Raw genomic sequence first — 14,946 nt, 5'->3', positions numbered from 1 at the left:
GCCGGCCCGCTACGGGGAACCGGGGGTGAGGAAGGCCGACTCGGCCGCGTCCCGGCCCGCGAACCACCCCTCGGCGTCGACGCTGCGTGTGCGCGTCGACCGGGTCGTCGGGAACAACCGGCGGAACTCCGAGTCCACGGCCTCGGAGCGACGGGCCAGCAACGGGGCGAGCTGCGTGACGGCCATGCTCGCGTCGGCCGCGGCGGCCGCGGTGGCGCGCACGTCGGCCTGCCGCAGCCGTTCGCCGATCCGGTATGCGAACCCCGCCAGGAAGGCGCGACGGAACGCCGTCGCCGCGCCGCCGGTGCGGCCCCCGGTCCCGGCCGCGCGCACGGCCCGGCTCGCCTGCACCGACAGCGACGTGAACAGCACCTCGACCTGCTGCAGGTCGACGTCGGCGCCGACGATCGTGGCGATCCCGACCTTGGTGAACCACACCGTGCGGGTGCGGTTCGCGTTCCCGATCGCGGTGAGCAGCAGCACCTTCTCCTTCGCGTACGGGTTGTCGACGTGCAGGCGGCGCCCCCGCGCGGCGCCCGTCTCGGCGCCGGTGAGCAGGGCCGCGCCGATCGCGTACCGGGTCATCAGCTCCTGCGCCTTGGCGGTGAGGGTCTCGGCCTCCTCCGGATAGTCCGTGGACTCGGCCTTCGCCAGGAGGCCGCGGATCCGTGCGAGCACCCTCGGGTCCGGGCACAGGGATTCGCCGGCCGCGGGGACCGGGCGCAACGGCGGCCACTGCGACGGCGGCGGCAGGAGAGGGGCGAACCGCGGCAGGTACTTCCAGGCGAACGCCAGCCCCATCACCTGGAAGCGGGACAGGCCGGGCAGCTCGCGCAGCAGTTCGACGCCGAGGTGGCGCACCGGTGCGTCGGGCGGAACCCGTTCGGCGATCCGCGCGGCACCGGGACAGCGCTCCGCGATCACACCGAGCTGCTGCACCCAGTCCATGGGCGCCCGGTCGGCCGCGTGGCTGCGCCGGGCGTCGTACAGCACCGCGGCGGCCGCCAGTGGGACGTCCGTGGCGTCGCCGGACCGGGCCGTCACGTGCAGCACGTCGGCGGGCTGCCAGCCGCGCTCGTAGGCGGCGCACAGTTCGTCGAGAAGTGGCCGGGTGCCGAGGTGGAAGACCTCGTCGGATGCCCCGGACCCCGCCGGCGCCTGTCGAAAGTATGTTCTATCTCGCCCCATGCGCGGGAGTGTGCACGAGGCCACCGACAGGCGGCGGGATGCCTATTCGTACCGCGGGAACACCGGGGCCGGGGCCGGCAGCGGGGTGCCCGGGGCGAGGCGTGTGGCGATGTCCGCGAACTGCCGCGCCTGCGGGTCCTGGCCCACCAGGTCGAGGATCTTCGCGGCCGAATCGGGCATCACCGGCTGCACGAGCAGGCCGACGATCCGCACGACCTCGAGCGTCACGTACAGCACCGTCGCCATCCGGGCCGGGTCCGTCTTGCGCAGCACCCACGGTGCCTGCGCGGAGAAGTACCGGTTCGTCTCGCCGAGCACGTGCCAGATCGTCTCCAGTGCGAGGTGCAGTGCCTGCACGTCGAACTCGGCCCGGACCTTCTCGAGCAGGGCGTCGGCCTGCGCGAGCAGCGCGCGGTCGTCCTCGGTGAAGTCGCCGGGGGTCGGCACCACGCCGTCGAGATTCTTGGCGACCATCGTCAGCGAGCGCTGCGCCAGGTTGCCGAGTTCGTTCGCCAGGTCCGCGTTGACGCGGGTCACGATCGCCTCGTGGCTGTAGCTGCCGTCCTGGCCGTAGGAGATCTCCCGCAGCAGGAAGAAGCGCAGCGGATCGAGACCGTACTGTTCGACCATCTCGAGCGGGTCGACGACGTTGCCGACCGACTTGGACATCTTCTCGCCCTTGTTGAACAGGAAGCCGTGCACGAACACCCGCTCGGGCAGCTCGATTCCGGCCGACATCAGGAACGCCGGCCAGTACACGGTGTGGAACCGGGTGATGTCCTTGCCGATGATGTGCAGGTTCGCGGGCCAGTAGCGGCGGAACGACTCCGCCTCGGTGTCGGGGAAGCCCGCGCCCGTCAGGTAGTTGGTGAGCGCGTCCACCCACACGTACATCACGTGCTCGGGGTGGTCCGGCACCGGCACGCCCCAGTCGAAGGTGGTGCGGGAGATCGACAGATCCTTCAGCCCGCCGGAGACGAAGCTGACGATCTCGTTGCGCCGGGTGGCGGGGGCGATGAAGTCCGGTCGCTCCTCGTACAGCTTCAGCAGCTTGTCCTGATACGCCGAGAGCCGGAAGAAGTACGTCGACTCCTCCGTCCACTCCACCGGGGTGCCCGACTCGGTGGCGATGCGCGTACCGTCCTCGAGCACCGTCGTCTCGGCTTCGGCGTAGAACGCCTCGTCGCGCACCGAGTACCAGCCCGAGTAGGTGTCGAGGTAGATGTCGCCGTTGTCGGCCATGCGCTGCCAGATGGCCTTGCTCGCCTCGCGGTGATCGGCGTCCGTGGTACGGATGAACCGGTCGAAGGAGATGTTCAGCGACTTGTCCATGGCCTCGAACACCCCGGAGTTGCGGGCCGCGAGGTCCCGCACGTCCAGGCCTTCCTTCGCCGCCGTCTGCTGCATCTTCAGGCCGTGCTCGTCGGTGCCGGTCAGGAAGAACACGTCGAAGCCGTCGAGGCGCTTGAACCGGGCGATCGCGTCCGAGGAGATGTACTCGTAGGCGTGGCCGATGTGCGGGGCGCCGTTCGGGTAAGCGATCGCGGTCGTCAGGTAGAACGGCGGGCGGGAGGCGGCAGGAACAGTCATGGTGCGTCCACTTTATAGGTAGATAGTGTATGGGCCGTGAGCCGAACCCGCCCCGCGCCCGAGCCTCCGCAGCCGCTCTCGCCTCTCGTCGATGCCCACACGCACCTCGACGCGTGCGGCGCGCACGACGCCGAGTCGGTGGCGGCGATCCTCGACCGGGCGGCCGCGGTCGGGGTCGGACGGGTCGTCACCGTCGCCGACGACATCGTCGCCGCCCGCTTCGCCGTGGACGCCGCGCACTGGGACGAGCGGGTCTACGCCGCCGTGGCGATCCACCCCACCCGGGCGAACGCGCTCGACGACGCCACCCGGGCCGAGATCGAGAAGCTCGCCGCCGACCCGCGCGTGGTCGCGGTGGGGGAGACCGGCCTGGACCTGTACTGGCCCGGCAAGCTCGACGGCTGCGCCGACCCGATCGAGCAGGAGGACGCCTTCCGCTGGCACATCGACCTGGCCAAACGGCTCGGCAAGACCCTCATGGTCCACAACCGCGACGCCGACGCCGAGTTGCTGCGCGTGCTGCACGACGAGGGTGCGCCGGAGACGGTGATCTTCCACTGCTTCTCGTCGGACGCGGACATGGCGCGGGCCTGCGTCGACGCCGGTTACCTGCTCAGCTTCTCCGGGACGGTGAGTTTCAAGAACGCCGCGGCGCTGCGTGCCGCGGCCCCGCTGGTGCCGCTCGAGCAGGTGCTGGTGGAGACGGACGCTCCGTTCCTGACGCCCCATCCGTTCCGCGGCGCGCCCAACGAGTCGTACTGCCTGCCGTACACGGTGCGGGCGCTGGCGGAGGTGCGCGGCGCGGACCCGGCCGAGCTGGCCGCCGCGACCACCGCGAACGCCGAACGGGTGTACGGACTTTCGTAACGGTGTCGCCGTTCCGAGGCGGCCGGCCCGTGCGGCCGGGACAATGGACGGCATGCACAGCTTCGTCTACAACGCTCAGCCGTCACGGGTGGTGTTCGGGCCGGGAACCGCGGCGCGGGTCGCCGACGAGGTGCGCCGCCTCGACCGCTCCCGGGTTCTCCTGCTGGGTGGTGAGCACGTCCGTCCGCAGGTGGAACTCGTCGAGAAGGCCCTCGGTGGGCTGCAGGTCGCCCGGTTCGACGGCGCCGTCATGCACACGCCGGTGGCGGTCACCGAGAAGGTGCTGGGCCTGGTCTCCGAACACGACATCGATGCCGTCGTCGCCGTGGGCGGGGGGTCGACGACGGGACTGTCGAAGGCGATCGCGGTGCGCACCGGCGTGGACCAGGTGATCCTGCCGACCACCTACGCCGGATCCGAGGTGACTCCCGTCCTCGGGGAAACCGCGGACGGTGTGAAGACCACGCACTCGTCGCCGGCCATCCTGCCCGAGACCGTCATCTACGACGTCGAGTTCACCCTGTCGATGCCGATCCCGATGGCGGTGACCAGTGCGATCAACGCGATGGCGCATGCCGTGGAGGCGTTGTACGCCGAGCATGCCAACCCGATCGTCGACACGCTGGCGCTCGAGGCCATCCGCGCGATCGCCCGGGGCGTGCCGGTCCTCGGCGCCGACGCCGCGGACCGGGAGGGCCGCTCGGATCTGCTGCTCGCGGCGTGGCTGGCCGGCACGTGCCTGAGCGCGGTGGGAATGGGCTTGCACCACAAGCTGTGTCATGTCCTGGGCGGCAGTTTCGACCTGCCGCACGCGCCGACGCACACCGTGGTGCTACCGCATGTGATGGCGTTCAACGCGCCGTCGGTGCCGACCGTGATGAGCCGCATTGCCGACGCCCTCGGCACCCCCACGGCCCCGGCCGGGGTCTTCGACCTGGTGGCGGCGGCGGGCGGCCCGACGACGCTCGCCGAACTGGGGATGTCCGAGGGCGACCTCGACGAGGCGGCGCACCTGGCCACCGAGCGGCAGTACCCCAACCCGCGGGAGGTGACCCGGGTCGGGGTGCGGCGCCTGCTCGGGGACGCCTATGCCGGAGTCCGCCCCGAGTGACGGTGCGCGCTCGGTGTGTGCCCTCGGTGTGTGCTCACTCGGTGTGTGCTCACTCGGTGTGTGCTCACTCAGGGGGCGGTCGGGGGGTTGCGGCGCGGCCGGATCTGCGCGTTCGGCAGCGCCGGCGCGGGTAGCCGTGTCACCTTCCCGGTGTAGCCCTCGACCCGCCCGAAGCGTTCCCCCTCGCGCTGCCACTCGTCCCGGAACGCGACGATCTCGTCGTGGCTACGGCCCACGAAGTTCCACCACATGACGATCTCCTCGCCGAACGGCGTACCGCCGAGCAGGACGGCCCGCGCGGGTTCGACGGTGAGATTGGTCAGGGGGAGCGTGGGGACTCCGGTGCCGACGTAGCCGAGCGCGGAGCGGGCGAGGACGGTGCCGGCGAGGCGGACGCTGCCGGTGTCGACGAGCAGACCGTGCTCGAACTCGGGATCGACGGCCAGTTCGACGGTCGCGCCCGGGTCGAGGGTGATCTCGGCGCCGAGCAGCGGGGTGAAGGTGTGCACGGGCGACGCGGACCCGGCGAGGGAGCCGAGGAACACGCTCACGGTCGCGCCCTCGATCCGGACGGGTTCGGGGGCATAGTGCTGGAAGTCGCGGGGTGCGCCGCGGTGCGCGTCGGGCAGGGCCACCCACAATTGGACGCCGTGCAGGACCGTCGTGGCCGGCGTGGAGACCTCCGAGTGGGCGATGCCGTGGCCGCCGGTCATGAGGTTCAGTTCGCCGGGGCGGACGAACGCGTGCTTGCCGAGGCTGTCGCGGTGCTCGATCTCGCCGGCGAACAGCCAGCTCACCGTCTGCAGGCCGGTGTGCGGGTGCGGCGCGACGTCCATTCCGCCGGTGGCGGCGACGTCGTCGGGCCCGTAGTGGTCGGCGAAGCACCAGGCCCCGATGAGGGACCGGGCGCGCTGCGGCAGGGTGCGGCGGACCGGCATCGCGCGCGGGCCGCCGAGCGGCACCTCGCGGGAGGTGATGATCTGCACACGGGTGGGGGCGGGCTCGGTTTCGCAGCGGATCTCGGTGGGCTCGGCGTCGACGTTGCTCATCTAGAGGACCTTGTTTCCGTACATCTCGCCGAGGGGGTCGGCGATGAGTTCGATGCGGGCGCCGTCGGGGTCGCGGAAGTACAGCGAGACCTCGCTGTGCTCGACGAGCTCGACGCCGGCGTCGGTCAGCTTGGTGCGCAGGCGTTCCCACCTGCCGGGCTCGACGCTGATCGCGATGTGGTGCAGGCCGCCGAGGACCTCCCGGTAGGGCCCGACGTCGAGTCCGGGGAAGTCGAAGAACGCCAGCAGGTTTCCGTTGCCGATGTCGAAGAAGAAGTGCGAGGAACCGGGGTAGTCACGGTTCTCGATCAGTTCGGTGAGAGGGAATTCGAGCACGTCCTGGTAGAAGCGCACGGTGCGTTCGACGTCGCTGCTGACGAGCGCGGTGTGGTGCAGCCCGCGGGCCGACGACGCGGGTCGCTCGTCGACCGGCCGGAGGTAACGGCTGCGCAGTTCCTCCCGCAGCGTCGCGGATCGGCGGCTGCGCTCCTCTTCCACGCTGATTGCCACGATAGTGCTCCTTCGGCCGGTGATTGCCCCTTCGACGAGGAGCATACTCCACATTGTTGATTAATCAACTACTTTTCGGCCCCCGACCTTCCGGCAGCCGGGGCGCTCGGGCACCCCAAGGTTGAACCTTCAACCTTGCGCAGCTACCGTGGACGCGGCTTCGATCGAAGGACGAGCCCCCCACCGCCCGCACCGAAAGGTCATCTCCATGAACAACCCCGTCCTGCGCAACGTCGGGCTGCTCGTCGCCCGAGTGGTCATCGGCATCGTCTTCCTGGCCCACGGCCTGCAGAAGATCAACCAGGGATACTCCGCCACCAAGGCCGGATTCGAGGGCATGGACGTGCCCGTGCCCGCGCTGTCCGCCTTCTACGCCACCTGGGTGGAAACGCTCGGTGGCATCGCTCTCATCATCGGCCTGCTCGTGCCGATCTTCGGCGTCCTGCTGCTGATCAACATGCTCGGCGCGTTCTTCGTCGTCCACATCGGCAACGGCATCTACGTCACCGACGGCGGATGGGAACTCGTCGGGGCCCTCGGCGCGGGTGCGCTGGTGCTCGCCGTCGTCGGCGCCGGCGCCTACAGCGTCGACGCCCTGCTCGCCCGCCGGGTGCGGTTCCTGCAGACCGCGTAGCCGTGGGTGAGGACCGGCGCCCGGGAACCGGGCGCCGGCCTCAGAGCACCTTCGCGAGGAAGTCGCGGGTCCGTTCCTGGCGGGGGCTCCCGAACAGTTCCTTCGGCGTGCCCTCCTCGAGGACGTACCCGTCGGCCATGAACAGCACCCGGTCGGCGACCTCCCGGGCGAAGCCCATCTCGTGCGTGACCACGACCATGGTCATGCCCTCGGCCGCCAGGTCGCGCAGCACCTGCAGCACCTCGCCCACCATCTCCGGGTCGAGGGCGCTGGTCGCCTCGTCGAACAGCATGATGTCCGGATTCATGGCCAGCGCCCGTGCGATCGCGACGCGCTGCTTCTGCCCGCCGGACAGGTTGGCCGGCTTCGCGTCGGCCTTCTCGCTCAGCCCCACCCGGTCGAGCAGGGCGAGCCCCCGCGTCCGTGCCTCCTCCTTGGTCGCCCGCTTCGTCAGCACCGGCGCGAGCACGATGTTCTCGAGGGCCGTCATGTGCGGGAAGAGATTGAAGTGCTGGAACACCATCCCGATGTGGCGGCGCACCCGGTCGATGTCGATCTTCCGGTCGGCGAGGTCGAACCCGTGCACCACCACCGAACCGGCGCTGATGTCCTCGAGCCGGTTCAAGCATCGCAGGAACGTCGACTTGCCCGAACCGGAGGGGCCGATCACGCACACCACCTCGCCGGCGAGGATGTCCACATCGATGCCCTTGAGCACCTCGTTCTCGCCGAACGACTTCTTCAGGCCGCGCACGCGGATCTTCACCTCGCGACCGTCCTCGAGCGGCTGGGCCGCGGCTGCCTCGGTCAACGGTTGATCCTCTTCTCGAGTCGGTCCGACAATTTGGTCAGCGCCATGATGACGACGAAGTAGATCACCCCGATGATCAGCCACATCTGGAACGACTGGAAGTTGCGGGCGATGATGATCCGCCCGGTCTGGGTGAGCTCGGCGATGCCGATCACCGACAGGATCGAGGTGTCCTTCAGCGTGATCACGAACTGATTGATGTACGACGGGATCATGGTGCGCACCGCCTGGGGCATGACCACCTTGCGCATCGCGGGCAGGTAGCCGATGCCGAGGCTGCGGGCGGCCTCCATCTGCCCCTTGTCGACGGACAGGATGCCGCCACGCACGATCTCGGCCATGTACGCGCCCGCGTTGAGCGAGAGCGTGATGATGCCCGCGGTGAACGCCGACATCTGGAATCCGGCCGCGGCCGGGATGCCGAAGTAGATGAAGAAGGCCTGCACCAGCAGCGGGGTGCCGCGGAAGACGTCGACGTAGGCGGTGCCGATCCCGCGCAGGACGATGTTGCGTGAGACCCGCATGAGGCCGAACAGCGCACCGAGCACCAGCGCGATCGCGATCGAGACGACCGACAGCACGAGGGTCAGCCACAGCCCCTCGAGCAGCAGTTGCCAGGTGCTGCGGAGCAGGCCGGGGATGGAGTTGTCGGCCTGCACGGCGCCCTCGCCGAGGTAACTCTCCACGATCTCGTCGTAGCGGCCGTTGTCCCGCAAATTCTGCAGGCCCGCGTTGAACGCGGTGAGCAGCTCGGGATTGCGGCCCTTGTTCACCGCGAACCCGTAGTTCGCACCGGCCTCCTTCTCCGTGACCGTCTTCAGCCCGTTGCCCTGGGCGATGCCGTACGCCAGCACCGGGTAGTCGTCGAAGACCGCGACCGAGTTCCCGGTGCGGACCTCGTCGTACATGCTCGCCGAGTCGGCGAAGTAGACCGTGGTGAACCCGTACTCGCCCTTGATGGACTCGGCGAACGCGGCGCCCTCGGTGCCGTTCTTGACCGCGACGCGCTTGCCTGCCAGATCGGCGTACGACGCGACCTCGTCGTTGCCGGCGAGTACCGCCATCTGCACGCCGGACTCGAAATAGGGATCCGAGAAGTCGAAGACCTGCTTGCGCTCCTCCGTGATCGACATGCCCGCGATCACGCCGTCGGCCTGGTCCGCCTGCACCGCCTGCAGGGCGGCATCGAAGCCCAGCGGACGAACCTCCACGGTGAAGCCCTGATCCTCCGCGATCTCCCGGATCAGGTCCATGTCGATGCCGACGAAGTCGCCCTGCTCGTTCTGGAATTCGAAGGGTGCAAAGGTCACGTCGGTGGCGATGACGTAGGTGCGGCCGGCGGCGGGGGACTGCGCCAGGGCCGCCGGGGTGGCAGCGAGCAGCAGCGCGCCGAGCATGCCGAGCAGGGTCAGCAGCGCCGCACTCCGCCGCGCCGGAGGACGGTGAATTCGGTCACCCAAAGTAATCCCACCTCTGTAATTCGCGCGTCGTGCGGCACGTTTTCCCGAGCGTCGAATCGACGCTAGCCCGCACCTTCGGTCGCGGCCCGGCTATTGATCGAAAATTACGAATCGTCACCTGTCTCGTTACCGAGAAACTGCAGGTAGAAATGGTGCAGTTGCCGTATCAATGCCGATTCGTTACCGTGCCGTGATCGAAGTTGTCGACAGTGCAGGAATAGCCGTGTCACCTTTCACCAAGATCAACCGAGCGAAATCGCCCACGCTGTACGTGGTCGTCGCCGCACTCTTCCTCACCCTTGCGGCCGGCGGCGTCGCCGCCCTGATTCAGCACAAGGAACTCACCCTCGACGTGGACGGTGAGCGGATCGCGCTCAGCACCATGAGCTCCGAGGTCGGCGACGTTCTCGCCGGCGCCGGCTACCCCGTCGGCGAGCACGACGTGGTGGCCCCGGCCGTCGATGCCGAGGTGTCGGACGGGGACACGGTGGTGCTGCGGCGGGCGCGTGAGGTGCAGCTGAGCGTCGACGGTGCCGAGCGCACGGTGTGGACGACGGCGACGACGGTGGACGAGGCGCTGGCGCAGTTCGAGCTGGCGGCGGATGTGTACACCTCGGCGTCGCGGTCGCACCGGTTGCCGCTCGAGGGTGCCGAGCTCGACGTGGTGAGCCCGAAGACGGTGCGGTTGCTCGACGGCGGTGCGCCGGCGGTTCAGGTGCGGATGGCGGCGCCGACGGTCGGGGAGTTCCTGGCCGCGCACGGGGTGGCGCTCGAGCAGGCCGATTCGGTGGTGCCGGCGGTCGATGCGGCGCTGACCGACGGCCTCGAGATCCGCATCACCCGCGACCGCATCGAAACCCGCATCGAGAACCAGCCGGTCCCCGCGCCCGAGCAGCGCGTCGACGACCCGAACATGACCGAGGGTGAGACCGCGCTCGACAACCCGGGCGCTCCCGGTGAGCGCACCGTGACCCTCGACGTGCACACGATCGACGGCGTCGAGGTCGGCCGCACCGAGAAGGCCTCGACCACCGTCCGGGAGCCGGCTCCTGCGATCGTCCGCGTCGGCACCAAGCCGAAGCCGGCCGTGCCCGCCTCCGGACGCTCCTCCACCTGGGACGCCCTCGCGCAGTGCGAGGCCACCGGCAACTGGGCCATCAACACCGGCAACGGCTTCTACGGCGGTCTGCAGTTCACCCAGCAGACCTGGGCCGCGTTCGGCGGCACCCAGTACGCGCCGCGCGCCGACCTGGCCAGCCGCGAGCAGCAGATCGCCGTCGCCGAGAAGGTCCAGGCCGCGCAGGGCTGGGGAGCCTGGCCGGCGTGCACCAGCAAGATGGGACTGCGGTAAGAAGTACGGCTTGTGTCCCCACTGACGAAGATCAACAACTCGCGCTCCGTGCTGTTGTACGCCGTCGTCGCGGCGCTCCTGGCCACCCTGGTGGCCGGCGCCGCGACGGCGCTCGCCCGGCACAAGACCGTGACGATCGACGTCGACGGGGACCGGCTCACCCTGGGCACCATGGGCACCGACGTCCGAGCCGTCCTCGCCCACGCCGGCTACCCCGTCGGCGAGCGCGACGTGGTGGCCCCGGCCGTCGATGCCGAGGTGTCGGACGGGGACACGGTGGTGCTGCGGCGGGCGCGTGAGGTGCAGCTGAGCGTCGACGGTGCCGAGCGCACGGTGTGGACGACGGCGACGACGGTGGACGAGGCGCTGGCGCAGTTCGAGCTGGCGGCGGATGTGTACACCTCGGCGTCGCGGTCGCACCGGTTGCCGCTCGAGGGTGCCGAGCTCGACGTGGTGAGCCCGAAGACGGTGCGGTTGCTCGACGGCGGTGCGCCGGCGGTTCAGGTGCGGATGGCGGCGCCGACGGTCGGGGAGTTCCTGGCCGCGCACGGGGTGGCGCTCGAGCAGGCCGATTCGGTGGTGCCGGCGGTCGATGCGGCGCTGACCGACGGCCTCGAGATCCGCGTCACCCGCCAGCGCACGGTCCGGGTCACCGAGACTCAGCCGCTCGCGCCTCCGGAGCAGCGCATCGAGGATCCCACCATGAACATGAGCCGGACGGTCGTCGAGAACCCCGGCGTGCCCGGCGTGCACGACGTCACCTTCGCCGTCACCACCGTCGACGGCGTCGAGACCACCCGCGAACAGATCGACGCCGTCGTCACCACCCCGGCGCAGCCGCGCATCGTGCGCGTGGGCGCCAAGCCGGGAACCGAGGTGCCGCCCGTCGAGAACGGCGACGCCTGGGACGCCCTCGCGCAGTGCGAAGCCACCGGCGACTGGGCCGTCAACACCGGCAACGGCTACTACGGCGGCCTGCAGTTCGACCAGAGCACCTGGGAGCGCCAGGGCGGCCTGAAGTATGCGCCCCGTGCCGACCTCGCCACCCGGGAAGAACAGATCGCCGTCGCGAGCCGGATGCAGCGTGCCCAGGGCTGGGGAGCGTGGCCGTCCTGCTCGTCCCGCATCGGCGTGCGTTAGGTTCGGCACGTGCCAGACCACTCACCCGGCGACCCCGGCTCGACCCCCCGCGACGGTTCCGACGTGACCGCTCGCGACGGTTCCGACGTGACCGCCCGCGACGGTTCCGACGTGACCGCTCGCGGTCGTGCCGCCCTGCTCGGTCCCGCCGAGGTGCGCGCCCTCGCGGAGGAGTTCGGGGTCCGGCCGACCAAACAACTCGGCCAGAACTTCGTGCACGACGCCAACACGGTGCGCCGCATCGTCTCGGTCGCCGGCGTGGGCCGCGACGACGTGGTGCTCGAGGTCGGCCCGGGCCTCGGCTCGCTGACGCTCGCCCTGCTCGACGTCGTCGACCGCGTCGTCGCCGTGGAGATCGATCCCAGGCTCGCCGAGCGCCTGCCCGCGACGGTCGCCGACCGCGCGCCCGACCTCGCCGGGCGGCTCGACGTCGTCCTGAAGGACGCCATGCGGGTGTATCCGGCCGACCTGCCGGCCACCCCGACGGCGCTCGTCGCGAACCTGCCCTACAACGTCGCGGTGCCCGTGCTGCTGCACTTGTTCGCCGAATTCGACTCGCTGCGCACGGCTCTGGTGATGGTGCAGGCCGAGGTGGCCGATCGGCTCGCCGCCGAACCCGGGAGCCGCGTGTACGGCGTGCCCAGTGTCAAGGCCGGCTTCTTCGGCCACGTCCGTCGCGCCGGGTCGGTGGGCCGGGCCGTCTTCTGGCCGGTGCCCCAGGTGGAATCCGGGCTGGTGCGCATCGACCGCTACGCCGAGCCGCCGTGGCCCACGGACGAGGGGCACCGCCGCAGGGTATTCGCCGTCGTCGATGCCGCATTCGCGCAGCGCCGCAAGACGCTGCGGGCAGCGCTGAGCGGCTGGGCCGGTTCGGCCGCGGAGGCCGAGCGACGCCTGCTCGCCGCCGGGATCGATCCGTCGACGCGGGGGGAGAAGCTGGACGCCGCTGCCTTCGTGCGGATCGCCGCCGCGCAGTGACGGCGCCGGGCAGGGCCGGTACGCAGTGACGGCGCCGGGCGGGTCGGTTCCGTCGCAGCGCTTGGCAGGCGGGCGGATCTGTGCTCTACTGGTACACGGTCGTTAGGTAGTGTGTTCGTGGTTTACCCCTCGCACATTTCTAGTTGCGAGCGGATGCGAAATTCCCACGGAATCCTTCTCAGCCGTCGAGTGACAGGCCCGGACGACGTCGTGTCGTTCGACGAAAGATGAAGGCCGCACGGCTTTCCGAGATGTATGAGGTTGAAAATGGTTGAAGGTACCGTGAAGTGGTTCAACGGCGAAAAGGGCTTCGGCTTCATTGCCCCCGCCGACGGCTCCGCGGACGTCTTCGTGCACTTCTCCGAGATCCAGGGTCGCGGCTTCCGCACCCTCGAGGAGAACCAGCGCGTGAGCTTCGAGGTCGGCCAGGGTCAGAAGGGCCCGCAGGCCACCGGCGTCACCGTCATCGGCTGACGTAGGTCGAACGCTCGGCGCGCGTTCCCCGGGCAGGTGCCTTCTCCGACGGCCTCGTGAGGTCGTCGTGGAAGTGTCGCCGTGAGAGGTGCATCCGAGCAGTGAAGAGGGGCCGGTCCGCAGGGACCGGCCCCTCTTCGTGTCGGTGGGCCGGCGTCGTCGTATCCGGGCGTCGGCGTCGTGTCCTGCGAAAACGTTTCGGCACAACGCTGTTTCGTGGCAGTTCCGGCGATATCGCTGGCGGTGCGGGCGCCGATGTGATCTACTTGCACTCGGTCGTTAGGTAGTGTTCGTGGTTCACCCCTCGCGCATTTCTGGTCGCGAGCGGATGCGATAGCCCACACGGAATCGTTTTCTACCGTCGAGTGACAGACCCGAGCGGCGATGTGTCGCTCGACGAGTGGGGAAGCCTGGTGCTTCCCGAATCTTCTTAGGAATGAACATGGTTGAAGGTACCGTGAAGTGGTTCAACGGCGAAAAGGGCTTCGGCTTCATTGCCCCCGCCGACGGCTCCGCGGACGTCTTCGTGCACTTCTCCGAGATCCAGGGCGGCGGCTTCCGCACCCTCGAGGAGAACCAGCGCGTGAGCTTCGAGGTCGGCCAGGGTCAGAAGGGCCCGCAGGCCACCGGCGTCACCGTCATCGGCTGACACACCCGCCTCACCGGCCGGATGTCACACGAGTTCGGTTCGATCGAATACGTGTGACATCCGGTCATCGCACGCGCCGGCTCAGTCGCTCACAGCGACGGAGCCGGCGCGTTCGTATCGCCGGGCCAGCAGCTCGTGGCGCCGTCCCGCGTGCAGGCACGCGTCCCGCAGTTCCGGCGGATCCAGCACGGTGAAGTCGACGTCGAACGCCGCGAGCCAGCCCGCGATCGACCCGAGCGACGTGCCGCCGAGCGCCACCGCGCAATGGTCGTCGTCGACCGGTTCGAGGGTGCCCCACTGCTCGTCGACCATGGGCGCGATCGACTCGAACGGCGCGTGCAGCAGCACCCGGGCCCGGACCCGGACCGACCCGCGCGCGATGCCCCGGGCCACGAACTCCGCGGCCCCGCCGGGCGGCAGCCCGCGTGTGGTGAACCGCGGACCGGTGGGGATCTTCGGTTCCATCCGGTCGACGCGGAACGACCGCCAGTCCTGCCGGTGCAGATCCCACGCCACCAGATACCACCGTGCCCCGGAGCGCACCAGCCGGTACGGCTCCACCTCCCGCCGCGAGAATCCGCCGTCGTGCGTGCGGTAGTCGAAGCGCAGCCGCTCGTGTGCGTGGCACACCGAGGCGACGGCGGACAGCAGGCCCGCGTCGACCGCGGACGCGGCCGGAGCCTGCTCGACCACGTCCACCCGCAGCGCTTCGAGCCGGTGCCGCAACCGCGACGGCATCACCTGCCGCAGCTTGGCCAGGGCGCGGCCCGAGGCCTCCCCGATGCCCGTCACCGAGCCGGTCGCGCCGGACTGCAGCGCGACCGCCACCGCGACGACCTCCTCGTCGTCGAGCAGCAGCGGCGGCATCTCCGCACCCGCGCCGAGGCGGTACCCGCCGCCGACCCCGACGGTCGCGTCCACCGGGTAGCCGAGGTCGCGAAGCCTGTCGACGTCGCGGCGCACCGTGCGGGTGGTGATCTGCAGGCGCTCGGCGAGCTCGGTGCCGGACCAGTCCCGTCGGGTCTGGAGCAGCGACAGCAGGCGCAGCAGGCGAGCGGACGTTTCGCGCATGGCCCGAGCATGCCAGTGAACGAGGACAGCCGTCGTCCGCAATCGGTTCCGCGCGGGTGCGTA

General features: G+C 70.0%; 15 protein-coding genes. 8 read left to right on the top strand and 7 right to left on the bottom strand.

What is annotated here, in order from left to right; all coding sequences use genetic code 11:
* Positions 1-9: 9 nt before the first annotated feature.
* Entirely contained in the window at positions 10-1,188 is a 1,179-nt protein-coding gene (locus tag OCS65_RS21840; protein ID WP_006944919.1) for a DUF2786 domain-containing protein, read from the bottom strand.
* Between the two features lie 42 nt (positions 1,189-1,230).
* Positions 1,231-2,778, bottom strand: coding sequence for a methionine--tRNA ligase (metG, locus tag OCS65_RS21835; protein WP_050034773.1), 1,548 nt, complete (start codon positions 2,776-2,778; stop codon positions 1,231-1,233).
* 36 nt (positions 2,779-2,814) lie between these two features.
* Between metG and OCS65_RS21830 the strand changes: the two genes are divergently transcribed.
* Together OCS65_RS21830 and OCS65_RS21825 are read left to right on the top strand one after the other, a co-directional pair.
* Positions 2,815-3,645, top strand: a complete 831-nt coding sequence (locus OCS65_RS21830; protein WP_006944914.1) for a TatD family hydrolase — start codon at positions 2,815-2,817, stop codon at positions 3,643-3,645.
* A gap of 52 nt (positions 3,646-3,697) precedes the next feature.
* Positions 3,698-4,756 (top strand): maleylacetate reductase, encoded by a 1,059-nt coding sequence (locus OCS65_RS21825; protein WP_029542080.1) that lies wholly within the window; start codon positions 3,698-3,700, stop codon positions 4,754-4,756.
* A gap of 68 nt (positions 4,757-4,824) precedes the next feature.
* Here OCS65_RS21825 and OCS65_RS21820 read toward each other — a convergent pair whose 3' ends face one another.
* Both OCS65_RS21820 and OCS65_RS21815 read right to left on the bottom strand, forming a co-directional pair.
* Positions 4,825-5,805 (bottom strand): pirin family protein, encoded by a 981-nt coding sequence (locus tag OCS65_RS21820; RefSeq protein WP_065922884.1) that lies wholly within the window; start codon positions 5,803-5,805, stop codon positions 4,825-4,827.
* On the bottom strand, positions 5,806-6,360 hold the full coding sequence (locus OCS65_RS21815; RefSeq protein WP_221776569.1) for a VOC family protein: 555 nt from the start codon (positions 6,358-6,360) through the stop codon (positions 5,806-5,808).
* Positions 6,361-6,523: 163 nt separating this feature from the next.
* Here OCS65_RS21815 and OCS65_RS21810 point away from each other — a divergent pair, with 163 nt between their 5' ends.
* Positions 6,524-6,949, top strand: coding sequence for a DoxX family protein (locus OCS65_RS21810; protein WP_006944906.1), 426 nt, complete (start codon positions 6,524-6,526; stop codon positions 6,947-6,949).
* 40 nt (positions 6,950-6,989) lie between these two features.
* On the opposite strand, the gene OCS65_RS21805 is transcribed toward OCS65_RS21810, so the two are convergent.
* Positions 6,990-7,760 carry an amino acid ABC transporter ATP-binding protein gene (locus OCS65_RS21805; protein WP_006944900.1) on the bottom strand — a complete coding sequence of 257 codons (771 nt, stop codon included), beginning with the start codon at positions 7,758-7,760 and terminating at the stop codon, positions 6,990-6,992.
* A complete protein-coding gene (locus tag OCS65_RS21800) occupies positions 7,757-9,157 on the bottom strand; it encodes an amino acid ABC transporter substrate-binding protein/permease (protein ID WP_231386008.1) in 1,401 nt (466 codons plus the stop codon). Before OCS65_RS21800 ends, OCS65_RS21805 begins: the two co-directional genes overlap by 4 nt.
* Positions 9,158-9,443: 286 nt before the next feature.
* Between OCS65_RS21800 and OCS65_RS21795 the strand changes: the two genes are divergently transcribed.
* The 5 genes from OCS65_RS21795 to OCS65_RS21775 all read left to right on the top strand — a co-directional run bounded on the left by OCS65_RS21795 (position 9,444) and on the right by OCS65_RS21775 (position 13,812).
* Positions 9,444-10,571, top strand: coding sequence for a resuscitation-promoting factor (locus tag OCS65_RS21795; protein WP_029542085.1), 1,128 nt, complete (start codon positions 9,444-9,446; stop codon positions 10,569-10,571).
* Between the two features lie 12 nt (positions 10,572-10,583).
* Positions 10,584-11,711, top strand: coding sequence for a resuscitation-promoting factor (locus OCS65_RS21790; protein ID WP_065922883.1), 1,128 nt, complete (start codon positions 10,584-10,586; stop codon positions 11,709-11,711).
* Between the two features lie 87 nt (positions 11,712-11,798).
* Positions 11,799-12,689, top strand: coding sequence for a 16S rRNA (adenine(1518)-N(6)/adenine(1519)-N(6))-dimethyltransferase RsmA (gene rsmA / locus OCS65_RS21785; protein ID WP_037201475.1), 891 nt, complete (start codon positions 11,799-11,801; stop codon positions 12,687-12,689).
* A 267-nt stretch (positions 12,690-12,956) separates the two neighbouring features.
* Complete coding sequence (locus OCS65_RS21780; RefSeq protein WP_003937832.1) at positions 12,957-13,163, top strand: cold-shock protein; 207 nt, start codon at positions 12,957-12,959, stop codon at positions 13,161-13,163.
* A gap of 442 nt (positions 13,164-13,605) precedes the next feature.
* Positions 13,606-13,812, top strand: coding sequence for a cold-shock protein (locus OCS65_RS21775; RefSeq protein ID WP_003937833.1), 207 nt, complete (start codon positions 13,606-13,608; stop codon positions 13,810-13,812).
* 81 nt (positions 13,813-13,893) lie between these two features.
* On the opposite strand, the gene OCS65_RS21770 is transcribed toward OCS65_RS21775, so the two are convergent.
* Complete coding sequence (locus OCS65_RS21770; protein ID WP_065922882.1) at positions 13,894-14,883, bottom strand: helix-turn-helix transcriptional regulator; 990 nt, start codon at positions 14,881-14,883, stop codon at positions 13,894-13,896.
* Positions 14,884-14,946 lie beyond the last annotated feature (63 nt).

Source organism: Rhodococcus aetherivorans (assembly GCF_025722975.1).
GTDB classification, from domain to species: domain Bacteria; phylum Actinomycetota; class Actinomycetes; order Mycobacteriales; family Mycobacteriaceae; genus Rhodococcus; species Rhodococcus aetherivorans.
The sequence above is the reverse complement of the archived record's forward strand: the minus strand, read 5'-3'. Positions and strand labels throughout refer to the sequence as shown.

Coding starts and splice junctions, on each gene's coding strand:
- OCS65_RS21840 (WP_006944919.1), bottom strand. CDS start 1,188: ATGGGGCGAGATAGAACATACTTTCGACAGGCGCCGGCGGGGTCCGGG.
- metG (WP_050034773.1), bottom strand. CDS start 2,778: ATGACTGTTCCTGCCGCCTCCCGCCCGCCGTTCTACCTGACGACCGCG.
- OCS65_RS21825 (WP_029542080.1), top strand. CDS start 3,698: ATGCACAGCTTCGTCTACAACGCTCAGCCGTCACGGGTGGTGTTCGGG.
- OCS65_RS21820 (WP_065922884.1), bottom strand. CDS start 5,805: ATGAGCAACGTCGACGCCGAGCCCACCGAGATCCGCTGCGAAACCGAG.
- OCS65_RS21815 (WP_221776569.1), bottom strand. CDS start 6,360: ATGCTCCTCGTCGAAGGGGCAATCACCGGCCGAAGGAGCACTATCGTG.
- OCS65_RS21810 (WP_006944906.1), top strand. CDS start 6,524: ATGAACAACCCCGTCCTGCGCAACGTCGGGCTGCTCGTCGCCCGAGTG.
- OCS65_RS21800 (WP_231386008.1), bottom strand. CDS start 9,157: ATGCTCGGCGCGCTGCTGCTCGCTGCCACCCCGGCGGCCCTGGCGCAG.
- OCS65_RS21780 (WP_003937832.1), top strand. CDS start 12,957: ATGGTTGAAGGTACCGTGAAGTGGTTCAACGGCGAAAAGGGCTTCGGC.
- OCS65_RS21775 (WP_003937833.1), top strand. CDS start 13,606: ATGGTTGAAGGTACCGTGAAGTGGTTCAACGGCGAAAAGGGCTTCGGC.
- OCS65_RS21770 (WP_065922882.1), bottom strand. CDS start 14,883: ATGCGCGAAACGTCCGCTCGCCTGCTGCGCCTGCTGTCGCTGCTCCAG.